At 68.8% G+C, this 13,584-nt stretch carries 8 protein-coding genes; 5 read left to right on the top strand and 3 right to left on the bottom strand.

Annotation, left to right across the window (positions count from 1 at the left end; all coding sequences use genetic code 11):
* Positions 1-96 precede the first annotated feature (96 nt).
* Positions 97-2,901, bottom strand: coding sequence for a GH32 C-terminal domain-containing protein (locus ACIRDU_RS36840; RefSeq protein WP_403588283.1), 2,805 nt, complete (start codon positions 2,899-2,901; stop codon positions 97-99).
* A 198-nt stretch (positions 2,902-3,099) separates the two neighbouring features.
* Positions 3,100-6,033, bottom strand: coding sequence for a GH32 C-terminal domain-containing protein (locus ACIRDU_RS36835; protein WP_403588281.1), 2,934 nt, complete (start codon positions 6,031-6,033; stop codon positions 3,100-3,102).
* A gap of 266 nt (positions 6,034-6,299) precedes the next feature.
* Between ACIRDU_RS36835 and ACIRDU_RS36830 the strand changes: the two genes are divergently transcribed.
* The 5 genes from ACIRDU_RS36830 (at position 6,300) to ACIRDU_RS36810 (ending at position 12,207) form a co-directional block, all read left to right on the top strand.
* Positions 6,300-7,334 carry a LacI family DNA-binding transcriptional regulator gene (locus tag ACIRDU_RS36830; protein ID WP_403588279.1) on the top strand — a complete coding sequence of 345 codons (1,035 nt, stop codon included), beginning with the start codon at positions 6,300-6,302 and terminating at the stop codon, positions 7,332-7,334.
* A 186-nt stretch (positions 7,335-7,520) separates the two neighbouring features.
* Positions 7,521-8,783, top strand: coding sequence for an ABC transporter substrate-binding protein (locus ACIRDU_RS36825; RefSeq protein WP_403588277.1), 1,263 nt, complete (start codon positions 7,521-7,523; stop codon positions 8,781-8,783).
* Between the two features lie 87 nt (positions 8,784-8,870).
* A complete protein-coding gene (locus ACIRDU_RS36820) occupies positions 8,871-9,797 on the top strand; it encodes a carbohydrate ABC transporter permease (RefSeq protein ID WP_403588275.1) in 927 nt (308 codons plus the stop codon).
* A 1-nt stretch (position 9,798) separates the two neighbouring features.
* Positions 9,799-10,671 carry a carbohydrate ABC transporter permease gene (locus tag ACIRDU_RS36815; RefSeq protein WP_403588273.1) on the top strand — a complete coding sequence of 291 codons (873 nt, stop codon included), beginning with the start codon at positions 9,799-9,801 and terminating at the stop codon, positions 10,669-10,671.
* Between the two features lie 114 nt (positions 10,672-10,785).
* On the top strand, positions 10,786-12,207 hold the full coding sequence (locus ACIRDU_RS36810; RefSeq protein WP_403588271.1) for a glycoside hydrolase family 32 protein: 1,422 nt from the start codon (positions 10,786-10,788) through the stop codon (positions 12,205-12,207).
* Between the two features lie 206 nt (positions 12,208-12,413).
* Here ACIRDU_RS36810 and ACIRDU_RS36805 read toward each other — a convergent pair whose 3' ends face one another.
* Positions 12,414-13,007, bottom strand: coding sequence for a hypothetical protein (locus ACIRDU_RS36805; RefSeq protein WP_403588269.1), 594 nt, complete (start codon positions 13,005-13,007; stop codon positions 12,414-12,416).
* Between the last annotated feature and the right edge of the window lie 577 nt (positions 13,008-13,584).

Raw genomic sequence — 13,584 nt, 5'->3', positions numbered from 1 at the left:
TGGGATCTGACAGCGCCGGAACCACTCGGATTACGTGAGACGCATCGACCCGGTCGGCGCGCCAGACGTGCCGACCGGGTCGATGGCGCCGACGGGTCAGTCGGTCAGGTTACCCATCTTCCAGATGGTCATGGACTTGACGACACTGCCGTCGCCGAAGAGCCGCAGGCCGAGAGAGTCCTGCCGGAAGGGGTACGCGCGGGTGGTGATGGACTTGTGCGCGTTCGCGTACGCCTCGATCATCGAGCGGTCCAGGAACACATCCAGTGACAACTGTCCGTTGGAGAGCGTCAGCGGACCTTTCTGGATGCCCGGGTCGGCGTCGACGCTGGAGTTGTTTCCGGATCGTGTTCGATCGACGCCCAGCTGTCCGGCTGAGGCGTCGTAGAACAGACGGGTCCGCTCTTCGTCCCCGGGGCTGCGCAGGACGTCCAGACCGAAGGTGTCGGCGCTGCCCCGCTCCAGGGTCAGCTTGATGTGCAGCATGTCCCCCTTGATGTCTGCCAGGCGCGCATTGGCGTCGGCGACGGAGGCCGGTTCGTTGATCTTCAGGAGCGGTTCGCCCACATGGAGCCGGGAGACCTCCTCGACCGGGCCGACTCCCAGGTCTCCGTCAGGTCGCATGGACAGTTGGACGGGGAGTCCGGCGTTGTGGGCCCAGCCGGCGTCGTAGTGGGCGCGCTCCGTGCGCCGGTCCTGCGCGATGCTGAAGACGAGGGAGCGGCCCTTGTCGTCGACCGTGCCGCTGGGGCCGGTGAAGTGATCGCCGTAGTCGAGCAGCTTGGGCTCGGTGGTGTCGGGTGTCCATCGGCGGGCCTGGGCGTCCCAGGTGCCGACCCAGTAGTAGACGTACTTGCTGCTGTACTCGGCGGGGCCGTCGGGGAAGGACGGGTTGACGAGCAGCGCCCGTCGCTGGCGTCCCTGGTCGTCCTTGCCGATGGGGAGGAAGGTGGGCAGCTCCCAGACCTGGCCGGTCTTGGGGTGGGCCGCCACGTCACCGACCATCAGAGGCCCCGAGTAGGTCCAGTCGGTGAGGTTCTTGGAGGTGTAGAGGAGCGCCGTCCCGCCGACGCTTCGACCTGAGGTGGTCTGGACTCCCGAGCCGACCAGCTGGAACCAGGTGTCGCCTTCCTTCCACACGTCCTGGTCGCGGAAGTCCCCGAAGCGGACCTTCCGTCCGGCGCCGACGTCCAGATCGGCGGTCTGGCTGGTCACCAGGGTCGGGTGCATCTTCCACTCGACCAGGTCCGGGTCGCCGGGGTCGACGGGGCGTGCGAGTCCGGTTGCCTGGTTGGGGCGCTGGGAATCGTTGCCGGCCGTGAACAGCAGGACGGGGACGCCGTTCTCGTCGAGGGTCGCGTCGCCGGACCAGACACCGTCGGGTGCCACACTCCCCGCGGTGGGTGCGAGGGCGACGGGCAGGTCGCGCCAGTGCACCAGATCCTCGCTGACCGCGTGCCCCCAGCCGATGTTGTGCCAGTAGGGGCCGTGGGAGTTGTGCTGGTAGAAGAGGTGGTACTTGCCGTTGACCTGGATGGGGGCGTGGGGCTCGTTCATCCAGTGGTTGGGGGCCGAGAAGTGGTAGCCCGGGCGGTAGCGGTCGCCGTCGTAGCGTGAGCGGTCCATGGCCATACGGGCCTCAGGGATGCTGCCTCCGGCGAATGTCTGCATGTCGTGCTCGTGGCCGGCCCGCACGGCTTCGGAGGTGAGCGCGTCCGTGTGGACCTTCACCTCGTCGATCTGGCCGTTGAACATGTTTGCGGCAAAGGTGCCGTTGATGATGGCGGGCTGGTTGTGGCGGCCGATGAGCAGGGGAACGTCGGCCTTGGCCAGACGGGCCGTGGTGGGGATGGCGGTCCGGGCGACCTGCTCGCCATTCAGGTAGAGGCTGATGGTGCCCTCGCTCGGAGCGAAGGCCGCGGCGATGTGCGCCCACTTGCCCGCGGCCAGAGCTGCCGCCTGGGGGACCGCCGTCTCGTACCAGGCGTCACCGGTACCGATGCCGAACTGCCACATGCCGTGCCGGCCGACGCCGAGCGAGAATCCTCGGCGTGCTGCCTTGTCCTGCTGGTTGACGATGGCCGAGGGCTTGCCTTCGTCACCCCATTCGAAGGCGCGCGGTGCGACCCAGGCTTCGACGGTCATGCCGTCCGTGGGGAGCTGGGTCTGTGATGCGGCGCGGGTGACCCAGGTGGAGTAGCCGTCGAAGAGAAGGGCGCCGGACAGGACGCCGTCCTCCTGCCGCTTGGTACGCCACAGTGGGTCGCTGTTCGGCTTGTGGACCGCGTTGTTGAAGACGTAGCTGATGGGGTCCGCGCTCCGGCTGATCCGCTCCGTGGTCGCGGTGCCGTGGCCCTCGGCGAAATCCCAGTAGGCGGTGAGCCCTTCGAGGCCCGGGTCCGGAGCCTCGTCCAGGCCGACTCTCACGTCGTCCAGGTTGATGTGTCCCCAGCCGCCGGTGGCCCGGTCGACCGCCGTGATGCGTAACCGCTCGCCCAGGTGCTCGCGCGCGTCCCAGGTGACGCGGCGGTAGGCCTCGTCGTCGGTGCCGGTGGCCTTGTGCAGGACGGTGCCGTCCAGGGTCGTCAGAGCCACGTACAGCCGGCCGTCGTCACGGCCGCCGGAAACCAGGACACTGACCATTCCCGTGCCGGTGAGGGTGAACGGCTCGGAGGTGACGGTGCCTGTGGGGGCATCACCGCCGCCCGCGAATCCCCAGAGGTGATAGGTGCCCTGCTGGTTGAAGCAGCAGCCCCATCCCCAGCCCGGCTGGTTGGTGACGGATCCGTTGAAGGCGCCTCCTGTGGTGCTCCAGCCGCTCAGGTCGCCCGTCTCGAAGCCGGGGTTGGACAGGGTGTTCTCGCCGGCGCCGGCCTGTCCCGACATGAGGGGCGTTGTCATGCCGAGACATGCCACGAGGACGAGCAGTGTGCGCAGCAGGCTGCCCGGGGGCCCCGTCCTGGATGTCGCTGATGAACGCGTGCGCATGCATACCTCCGGTGATGGGGTGAGGTGTGTTGAGCAGGCTGATCAGTGCGTTCTCCTGGTCGCGGGCCCACGACAGGGCCCCGGGAGCGTGGAACGTGGGTGGGCAGGTGGTCAGGAGCGCTGGACAGGCACGTTGACGTCGTCGACGTTGATGTGGCCCCAGCCGCCGGTCGCCTTGTCGACGACCTCGACGTAGACCCGTTCGCCGATGTGCTCGGACAGGTCGAAGACGACACGGCGGTACTGTTCGCCACCACGCCCGGTTTCCTTGGCCAGTACCTTGCTGTCGTCCGCGCGGACGACAGCCGCGTAGAGCCGGTCGAGGTCGTTGCCGCCGGACACGAGCAGGTCGACCACGCCGTCTCCGCCGAGGACGACGGTGGCGGAGCGGAGCACACCTGTGGCGTCGTCGCCGCCCGCGTCCGGGTTGAAGCCCCACAGGTGGTGGCCGCCCGGGTCGTCCGCCGTCTCGGCCTGGTAGAAGGGTCCGCCCCAGCCCCAGTCGGTGCGGGTGGTCACGTTGGCGTCGCCGAAGGTGGTGCCCGAGACGACGGTCCATCCGGTGAGGTCGCCGGTGGCGAAGTCGTGGTTGGGCAGGGCGTCGACGTTCGTCGGGCGCGGCGGGTCGTAGGCGGCCGGCGCCACGGACGTGTCGTAGGCGCCGTTCATGCGCCAGACGTCCAGGGAGACGACCCGGGCGGAGCCGCCCTCGCTGGTCAGCCGCAGGCCGGTGGCGTCCTTCCGGGTCGGGTAGACGCGGCTGGTGAGGCTGTTGGTGCCGTTGACGTACGCCTCCAGCATCGAACGGTCGAGCAGGACCCTCAACCTCAGCTGTCCGCCGACGAGTTCGACCGTGCCGCCGTGGACGCCCTTGCGGACGTCCGGGTCGAGGCTGGAGCGGCCGCGGTCGATGGAGAAGCGGTGCTTGCTCGTGTCGTAGGAGAGCAGGGTCCGCTCACTGCCGTCGGCGCTCGACCGGACGGCCAGGGTGACGGTCGTGGCGTCGCGGGGCTCGATGACGGCCTCGATGTCGAGCATGTCGCCGGAGATGCCGGCGAGTTGGCGGTCGGCCTCCTTCACCGACGCCTGGCGGATCTTGACCAGTCGTCGGCCCCGCAGTCCGGCCGCCTCTTCGATCGGCTCGACTCCGAGGGTTCCGTCCTGGCGCAGCGAGACGCTGACCGGCATGCCGGCGTTGTGGGCCCAGCCGGACTGGGCGTGCTGCTGTTCGCTGCGGCGGTCCTGGGTGATGCTGAAGAGCACCGAGCGGCCGTCGGGGGTGACGAAGCCGGACGGGCCGGTGAAGTGCTCGCCGAAGTCGAACTCGCGGGGCTTTTCGTGGTCGGGCACGAAGCGGAACGCGCGCTTGTCGAAGGTTCCGATCCAGTAGTAGGTGTGCTTGACGGCGTCAGGGTTGAACGCCTCCCACCAGGGGCTGACCAGCAGGATGTGCTTGCCGGTGCGCTTGCCCGTCGGGCCGGGGAGCGGCAGGAGCACCGGCAGTTCCCAGACCTCTCCGGGCTCGGGGACCTTCGTGAGGTCGTTCCAGTGCAGCGGGCCCCGGTACGTCCAGGGCCCCTCGGGCCTGCGTGCGGTGTAGACGAGCGCGGTGCCGCCGTGCTTCCTGGTGACCTGGGTGCCGTTGTAGTCGACGATGCCGCTGCCGACCAGTTGGTACCAGACGCCGTCCTCCTCCCAGACGAACGGGTCGCGGAAGTTCTCCGCCCACGCGGTGCCGGGGCCGGCGGGGAGACCGGCCGGGGCCTCGGTGACCGGCTCGGACTTCATGGTCCAGGTGGGCAGGTCCGTGTCGTGGTCGGTCTTGTACGAGGACACGGCCATGCCGGTGCGCTGACGGTAGGGAAGCCGGTCGTCGCCGCCGGTGAAGAAGAGCACCGGCCCGCGGTCGCCGTCGACGTAGGCCGAGCCCGACCAGATCCCGTCCGGTCCGGGCGAGTCCGCGGCGGGCGCGAGGGCGATGGGCATGTCCCGCCAGTGCACCATGTCGGTGCTGACGGCGTGTCCCCAGTGGATCTGGCCCCAGAACGGGCCGAGCGGATCGTGCTGGTAGAAGATGTGGTACTTGCCCTTGAAGTACACGGGCGCGTGCGGCTCGTTCATCCAGTGCCAGGGCGGCAGCATGTGGAACTGGGGGCGGTGCCGGTCGCCGTCGAAACGGGACCGGTTCAACGTCAGGTCCGGGCGGGGCACGCGGTTGCCGGGCAGCGCGGCAACGCTCTCGGTGTGCTCCCGCTGCGCGGTGGTGTCGTCCAGGGTGCCGGGGCGGATGACGAGGCTGTCCAGCAGGCCCATGTACATGTTGGCGTGGAACTCGCCGTTGAGCAGGGTGGGCCGGTTGTGCCGGCCGATCAACAGCAGCTCACCGAGGGCCAGTTGGGGGGTCTTTTCGGGAGTGGCGGCGGCGCCGATGAGGCGGCCGTCGCGGTAGAGGCGCAGCTGGTGTGCGGCCGGGTCGTAGCTGGCGGCGACGTGGGTCCATCGGCCCTTGGCGGCCGGCTGGTCCTGGGCTCCCTTGACCTCGATCAGGTCGGTGCCGAAGCCGAGCTGGAAGACGATCTGGCCGAAGCGGCGCAGACCGAGCAGGAAGCCGGTCCTGGCGTCCGGGTTGTGCTGGTTGACCAGGGCCTGGGGCTTGCCGTCGATGCCGTGCTCGTAGGCGTAGGGGGCGATCCACGCATCGATGGTCAGGCCTTGGGCGGGGTCCAGCCGGCCGGGGCCCTGGGCGGTGACGACGGTGGAGTAGCCGTCGAAGTACAGCGCCCGGCCGCGCACTCCGCGCCGCCGGACGGGATCGGTGTCCGGCTTGTAGCGGGCGTCTTCGAAGACGTAGTCGATGGGGTCGGCGGAGCCCGAGACCGCCTCGCGGGCGACCGTGCCGCCGCGCTCGTCGAAGTCCCAGCGGGCGGTGGGACTTTGGGGTCCGCGTCGGCTCTCCGCAGCGGCGGAAGCGGAAGCGAACGAGAGCGGTACGACGGCCCCGCCGATGGCGGCGGACACGACGGTGAGGGCTGTTCTTCTCCTCATGGGCGGGCTCCTGGGTGGTGCGCGGCAGGTGTGACGCTCTGCCAAATCGGTTTAAGCGAGATGGCTCGGCATCGTTCGCTCCCCGCTCCTGCTAACGCAAGAGCTAATGCATACCGATTTACCTGGGGGTTACAACAGAGACGGGCAAATCGGTATGTATAGCCCCCATTTTTCATTCGAGATGTCTGCGGTGTTGACATCCGGCCACGGGCGCATCAATCTCTTCGCAACTTGCTAATCCGATTTATCACGGAGCTGAGCAGCGCATGTCTGAACGTCGTGTGACCATGGCCGATGTCGCCCGCCACGCGGGCGTCTCGCCGACGACCGCGTCGTTCGCCCTGTCCGGTCGCACCGACATGCGCATCTCCGACGCCTCCCGCCAGAAGGTGCTGGACGCCGCGAAGGAGCTGGGCTACCGCCCCAACGTCACCGCGCGCAGCCTGCGGACGAAGTCGACGCAGACCATCGGGTTCGTCTCGGACCGGATCACCACGACGCCCTTCGCGGGCGAGGTGATCCGCGGCGCGATGGAGGCCGCCCGGGAACGGGACAACCTGCTCTTCATCACGGAGGCGGGCGGCGACCGCGACGCCGAGTCCTCGCTGGTCCACGCGCTGCTGGACCGCCAGGTCGACGCGGTGATCTACGCGTCCATGTTCACCCGGTACGTCACTCCGCCCAAAGAGCTCTTCGGGCGCCGCGTGGTCCTGCTGAACTGCCTCGCCCCCGGCTTCGACGCCCCGTCCGTCGTCCCCGACGAACTGCAGGCCGGCCGGGACGCGGCCCGCGCCCTGCTCGCGGCCGGCCACACCGAGGGCATCTGGGCGATCGGCGGCCACCAGGCCGTGCCGGCCACGCCCGAGGGGATCATCGCCGGCAACGAGCGCATGCGCGGCCTGGAAGAGGTTCTGCGGGAGGGCGGGGCCCGGCTGGACGGTGTCATCGAGTGCGACTGGGACACGCGGGACGGCTACCGGGAGGTCTCCGCGCTGCTCGCGGCGGGTCACCGTCCGCGGGCGCTGGTGTGCCTGGCCGATCGGGTGTCCCTCGGCGCCTACCAGGCGCTCGGCGAGGCAGGTCTGTCCGTGCCCGGCGACGTGTCGGTGGTCTCCTTCGACGACCAGGACATCGCGTCCGTACTGCGCCCGGCGCTCACCACGCTGAAGCTGCCGCACTACCGACTGGGCCGACTCGCCGTGGAACTGATCCTCCGCAGGGGGCCGCTCGAAGCAGTCGTCCACCGTGTGCCCATGCCGCTGCGGGAACGTGCCTCCATCGGCGCCCCCGCCGGGGGCTGACACCGGGCACCCGAAGACGGTTGTCCCGCCGCCAGGAGCTCTGACCCTCCGGGCGGCGGGACGACCACCAAGAACAGCGACCGTCGCAACCGGTCGCCAAGGCGGGTCCGGCAAGACCCGTCTCAGTGAGATGGAGGAACCCTCGTGGTGTTCAGAACCAGGCGCCTCGCAGTAGCGAGTGTAGCCGTGGCAGCGGTGACCGCGCTGGTCGCCGGATGCGCGACCGGCAGCGGCGGCAGCACGTCCGGAGCCGACGGCGACACACTGACGCTGTGGACGCACAACGCCGGCAACTCGGCCGAGCTCGACGTCGTCAAGAAGATCATCAAGGACTTCAACGGATCCCAGAGCAAGTACAAGGTCAAGCTCCAGGCGTTCCCGCAGAGCGACTACAACAACTCCGTCGTCGCCGCCGCCTCGGCCCGCAAACTGCCCTGCCTGCTCGACGTGGACGGGCCCAACGTGCCGAACTGGGCCTGGGGCGGCTACCTCGCCCCGATCGACGTCTCCGGCAGCGAGGTCCCGCTGTCCGACCAGCTGCCCAGCACCGTCGGCCGCTACAAGGACAAGGTCTACGGCTTCGGCTTCTACGACGTCGCCCTCACCTTCTTCGCCCGCAAGTCGGTGCTGAACGAGAACGACATCCGCATCCCCACCATGGACAAGCCGTGGACCAAGACCGAGTTCGACGCGGCGCTCGCCAGGCTGAAGAAGAGCGGGAAGTTCAAGTACCCGCTGGAGATGGGCACCGGCGGCACCGGTGAGTGGTGGTCGTACGCGTACTCCCCGCAGCTGCAGAGCTTCGGCGGTGACCTGGTCAACCGCGAGGGCTACAAGACCGCCTCCGGCACCCTCGACGGCAAGAAGTCCGTGGAATGGGCGGCCTGGTTCCGCTCGTTGGTATCCAAGGGCTACATGTCGAAGAAGTCCGGCGCCGACCCCAACAAGGACTTCCTGGCCGGCAAGAGCGCCATCCAGTGGGACGGCAGCTGGAACGCGACCAAGAACGCCGACAAGCTCGGCGACGACCTGGCGATCATCCCACCGGTCGACTTCGGCAACGGTCCCAAGATCGGCGGCGCCTCCTGGCAGTGGGCGATGAGCTCCAGCTGCTCCAACAAGGACGGCGCGCAGGCGTGGCTGAAGTTCTCCCGCCAGACCAAGTACTTCGTCGACTACGCCAAGGCCACCGGCACTCTCCCGGGCACCGAGGCCGCCGCGAAACAGATCGACGGCTACCAGCCGGGCGGGAAGTTCAACGAGCTCGTCCAGTTCGCGCGCAAGTACGCGGAGGTACGCCCGGTGACCCCCGCCTACCCCTACATCTCCACCGAGTTCGAGAAGGCGGCCCAGGACATCCTGTCCGGCGCCGATCCCAAGAACGCTCTGGGCCAGGCCGCGAAGGACATCGACAACAACCTGAAGACGAACAACTACAACGCCGGCTGACCCTGCTCCGGTCCGGTTCGGGCCCCGACCGCGCCTCCTCGCGCGCCCGAACCGGACCGGCTCCCCCCTGGAGCTACCGTGACCACCATGATCGCAGCCCTTGAGCGGCTGCGTCCGGTCCGGCGAACCCGAACGACCAACGCACGCCGCCGGGAGAGCCTCACCGCCGTCGGCATGGCCACCCCGGCCGTCGTGCTGCTGATCGTCTTCCTCGTCGTACCGGTCGCCCTCGCCTTCGCCCTGGCGTTCACCGACGCGAGGCTGATCTCACCCACCCCGGCCCGCTTCGTGGGCCTTCGCAACTTCACCCAGCTTTTCGAAGACCCGGTCTTCTACAAGTCCCTGCGCAACACGGCCTACTTCGCCGCCGTCGTCGTCCCGCTCCAGGCCGGGCTCGCCCTGGTGCTGGCGCTGCTGGTCAACGCGAAGGTGCGGGGCGTCAACTTCTTCCGCACCGTCTACTTCCTGCCGGTCGTCACCTCGATGGTCGTCGTGTCCCTCCTGTGGACCTTCCTCTACCGGCAGGACGGCCTGGTCAATCACGTCATCTCGGTGCTCACCCTCGGACACGTCGACGGCCCGGACTGGCTGGGCAACCCGGACACCGCCATGCCCGCCATCATCCTGATGTCGGTGTGGCAGGGCGTCGGCTTCCACATGATCATCTGGCTGGCCGGTCTCCAGACCATCCCCGCCGAGCTGTACGAGGCCGCCGACCTGGACGGAGCCACCCGCTGGCACCGCTTCCGCCACGTCACCTGGCCAGGACTGCGCGCCACCCGCACCTTCGTGCTGGTCACCATCACCATCGCGGCGTTCAGCCTCTTCACCCAGATCAGGGTGATGACGCAAGGCGGCCCGCTCGACTCCACCACCACCGTCGTCTACCAGGCCGTGCGCACCGGCTACGACCAGCAGCAGACCGCATACGCCGCGGCGATCTCGCTGATCTTCTTCGTGCTCGTGCTGGCCGTGTCCCTCGTCCAGCGATTCCTGACCCGGGAGAAGGACTGACATGACCTCCGTCCTCAAGCACCTCGGCGGTCACGTCGGCCGGTTCGTCCTGGCCCTGGTCTTCGCGTTGCCGCTCGTGTTCATGCTGGTCTCGTCGTTCAAGCCGGACGACCAGATCTTCGGCGACCTGGGCTCCCTGCGCGCCTTCCTGCCGGTCGGCGCCCTGTCGCTGGACAACTACACGGCCGTGTTCGAACGAGTCCCGGCGGCACAATTCCTGCTGAACTCCGTACTGATCTCCTCGATCACCGTCGTGCTCGGCATCATCGTCAACAGCATGGCCGCCTTCGCCCTGTCCCGGATGCGCTGGCCCGGCCGCAAGCTCGTCCTCACCGGCATCATCGCCACCCTCATCGTGCCGTTCGAGACCTTCGCCCTGCCGCTGGTGTGGTGGGTCAACCAACTGCCGCTGCTCCGCGTCAACGGCTTCCACCTGGAGTGGACCACCGGCTGGATGGACACCTACCAGGTCCAGATCGTGCCGTTCGTCGCCAACGCCTTCTCGATCTTCTTCTTCCACCAGTACTTCCAGAGCATCCCCAAGGAGATCGACGAGGCGGCCATCGTGGACGGCGCCGGCTGGTTCACCATTTACCGCCGCATCGTCATGCCCCTGTCCGGCCCGGCCGTCGCCACCGTCGCCATCCTCACCTTCCTGCCCGCCTGGAACTCCTACCTGTGGCCGCTGATGGTCGTGCAGAGCGAGAACCTGCGCCCGGTCATGGTGGGCATCTCCTACTTCTTCCAACTCAACGTGGGCTGGGGCCAGATCATGGCGTACTCCTCCATGATCACCGTGCCGATCCTCGCCCTGTTCGTGGCGTTCCAGCGGTCGTTCGTGAACAGCATCGCGTCGACGGGCGTGAAGGGCTGAACCCGCGCCCGAGCAACGCCCCGCGTCTTCACCCCTTCTTCTTCCCCTGTGCCTCGCGCACCCCGAGAAAGGCCCCGTGTGTCCACGCCGCCTGCTGACCCCCACCTTCCGGCCGTGCACCTGCGCCCCCCGCGCAACTGGATCAACGACCCCAACGGGCTGGTCTTCCACGACGGCCACTACCACGTCTTCTTCCAGTACAACCCGTACGGCCCGCGGCATTCGAACGTGCACTGGGGCCACTACCGCAGCCCCGACCTGATCAACTGGGAACCCCTCCCCGTGGCCCTCGCCCCCACTCCCGGCGGCTACGACGCCGACGGCTGCTTCTCCGGAAACGCGGTCTCCGACGACGGCCGCATGGTGGCCTTCTACTCGGCCCACCGCTCCGATCGCTGGTGGCAGCCGGTGACCACCGCCGAGTCGTACGACGGCGGAATCACCTGGGCCAAACGCCCGGAGCTGCTCATCCCCGAGCCGCCCGCAGACACCACCATGTACCGGGACCCCTACGTCTGGCAGCAGGACGGCCGCTGGCGGATGCTGGTCGGCTCGGCCCTCGACGACAACCGCGCCGCGGCGCAGCTGTACGAATCCGACGACCTGGAGCACTGGGAGTACCGCGGCCCCTTCCACGCCAGCGACGCCGCGGCCGGCTCCGGCCCGGTCGGATGGGAGTGCCCCCAGTACGCCACCTTCGGCGACCGCGGCGTCCTGATCATCAGCGACTGGACCCCGCAGGGCGGCCCCAGCCACACCACCGTCCACACCGGCCGCGAGCAGGACGGACGCTTCACGGCGACCGCGGACCCGGTGCCGCTGGATCACGGCCCCGACTTCTACGCCCCCGCGCTGCTCAGGGCCCCCGGGGACCGCTGGCTGCTGTGGGGCTGGGCGTGGGAGGCCCGCGACGACGCCTGGGTGCATGAAGCAGGCTGGGCGGGAACGCTCACTCTCCCCCGCGAGGTGACCCTCGCCGCCGACGGAACGATCATCCAACGCCCCGCTCGCGAACTGCTCGCGCTGCGCGGCGAACGCGTACTGCACCGCACCGGGCACGTCACACAATCCGGGGCGGCCGAACTCGGCCAGGTCAGCCGCACCTTCGACCTCACTGCCGTCCTGACCCCGGACACCACCGGCACGAGCGGCCTGCGCCTGGTCACCTCAGCGGACGACACCGAGTACCTCGACATCAGCATCGATCCCACCACCGGCCGGCTCACCGTGGACCGCAGCCACGCGTCACTGGACGCGAGGGCGCGGGGAGGCTCATATGCCGTCCCGTGCCCGGCGGCGATGGCCGGCACCCCCGTGGAGCTGCGCGTGATCGTGGACCGTTCGATCGCCGAGGTCTATCTCGACGACGGCCGGGTCCTCACCCTCAGGTTCTATCCGCTGGCCGAGGGACCCTGGCGGCTGCAGGCCCGCACGACAGGCACGGGCCGCAGCGACTTCACCGTCGAGGCGTGGGACCTGACCCCCGGCGGAATCCGTCAGGAACCGCTGCTGGCGAGCCAAGGGCGGGACGCGTAACACGCGCTGTCTGCCCTTACCTGCCCTCCGAACGCCGTCCTCACCCCGAAGCGGGTGAGGACGGCACCGTCCTAGACCTACCCGTTGGCCTCGACGTACTTGCCGGACCCACGCACGGGAGCGGCAGCCACGCGCTCCCTTCCGCCACTCGCCCAGTGACAGCAGACCCAGCGCCTTCGCCCCCGCCTGCTACGAGGCCGTGTCCATCACGTCTCCGTCCACGCCACGCGCTGCCCACCGCGGGGAGACTCGGGATGTCGCAGACACATGTCAAGGAGCCGCGCAAGTAGCCTGCCGTTTCGCATGAGGCCGTTGTGGTGGAAGTCGTCGGTCGTGACGAGGCGCGTGTTGCCCACGGCCTGCGCGGTGCGGTGTTGGAGCTTGACCGGCGTGTAGAGGTCGTGCGAGTAGACCAGCGCTATGAGCGGCACGCGGTTGGCGGCGAGGCGGTCCAGATCGTAGAGGGCGGGGAAGTCGTCGGCCTCGGCGAGCAGATCGGCGGCCTCGGCGAAGGGCCGGAGCCGGGTGATCTCCCGGAACATCCACGGATACATCATCTCGCCGAACAGCAGAAGAGGCTCGAGATCCGGGGCAAACTCGGGCAAGCCCCCCAGAAGGCGATGGGCCGCCCATCGAGTGGCTTTGCCGGGTTGGGCGTAGATGAACTCCTGGAGGGCGTACAGGGGCATGTCGACGAAACCTGTGTGCGTGACCACGGCACGGCGAAACGCCTCGGAGACTTCGGTGCCGTCCCATGCCTGCTCGAAAAGGCGGTGGGCACGCTCGAAACCGTCGCTCATGCCGAAGTTGCGGCCGAACTGTCCGGAGTTCTGCGGGATCCGGGCAGACGGCCAGGTACGCGTCCCGGTGCCCGTGGCGTTCCCCGAGCAGGGCGGCGCCGCCGGCCCAGACGTCGACGACGCGCCGGGGGGCCAGCCGGCCCTCGCGTTCTGCGGTGGCGGCGCGCCACGCACGGACCTCGGACTCCGGGAACGGCTCACCGGTGTAGCTGTCCACACGAGCCGGCAGGGCGCCGACCGGGCGGCCCGGGGGCCGGGCAGGATACGACGTCGGTGGGCCATCGCCTTCCGCCGCCCGGCAGGGGCGGACGTAGGCGACGAGTTCGCAGGGCTCGTCGCCCGGATCCTCGGCGCGCCGGGCGACGACCACTGCGGCCCTGTCCACGTGCGGGTGCCGGGACAAGACGTTCTCGATCTCGTCGAGCTCGACGCGCTGGCACGGTCCACCTTTCAGCACGTGAAGCCGGACGTATCGATATGGCCATACACGAGATCCCGATCGGGAGTGGCACGGTTACTCAGAGGCAAACAAGGGCGCTTTGCAAAGACTGTCCCTCACAAGCTGCAAATCCCAAGA

Origin of the sequence: Streptomyces sp. NPDC093598, assembly GCF_044764825.1 — a bacterium.
In the GTDB taxonomy this organism is placed as follows: domain Bacteria; phylum Actinomycetota; class Actinomycetes; order Streptomycetales; family Streptomycetaceae; genus Streptomyces.
The sequence above is the reverse complement of the archived record's forward strand: the minus strand, read 5'-3'. Positions and strand labels throughout refer to the sequence as shown.

Coding starts and splice junctions, on each gene's coding strand:
- ACIRDU_RS36840 (WP_403588283.1), bottom strand. CDS start 2,901: ATGACAACGCCCCTCATGTCGGGACAGGCCGGCGCCGGCGAGAACACC.
- ACIRDU_RS36835 (WP_403588281.1), bottom strand. CDS start 6,033: ATGAGGAGAAGAACAGCCCTCACCGTCGTGTCCGCCGCCATCGGCGGG.
- ACIRDU_RS36830 (WP_403588279.1), top strand. CDS start 6,300: ATGTCTGAACGTCGTGTGACCATGGCCGATGTCGCCCGCCACGCGGGC.
- ACIRDU_RS36820 (WP_403588275.1), top strand. CDS start 8,871: ATGATCGCAGCCCTTGAGCGGCTGCGTCCGGTCCGGCGAACCCGAACG.
- ACIRDU_RS36815 (WP_403588273.1), top strand. CDS start 9,799: ATGACCTCCGTCCTCAAGCACCTCGGCGGTCACGTCGGCCGGTTCGTC.
- ACIRDU_RS36805 (WP_403588269.1), bottom strand. CDS start 13,007: ATGAGCGACGGTTTCGAGCGTGCCCACCGCCTTTTCGAGCAGGCATGG.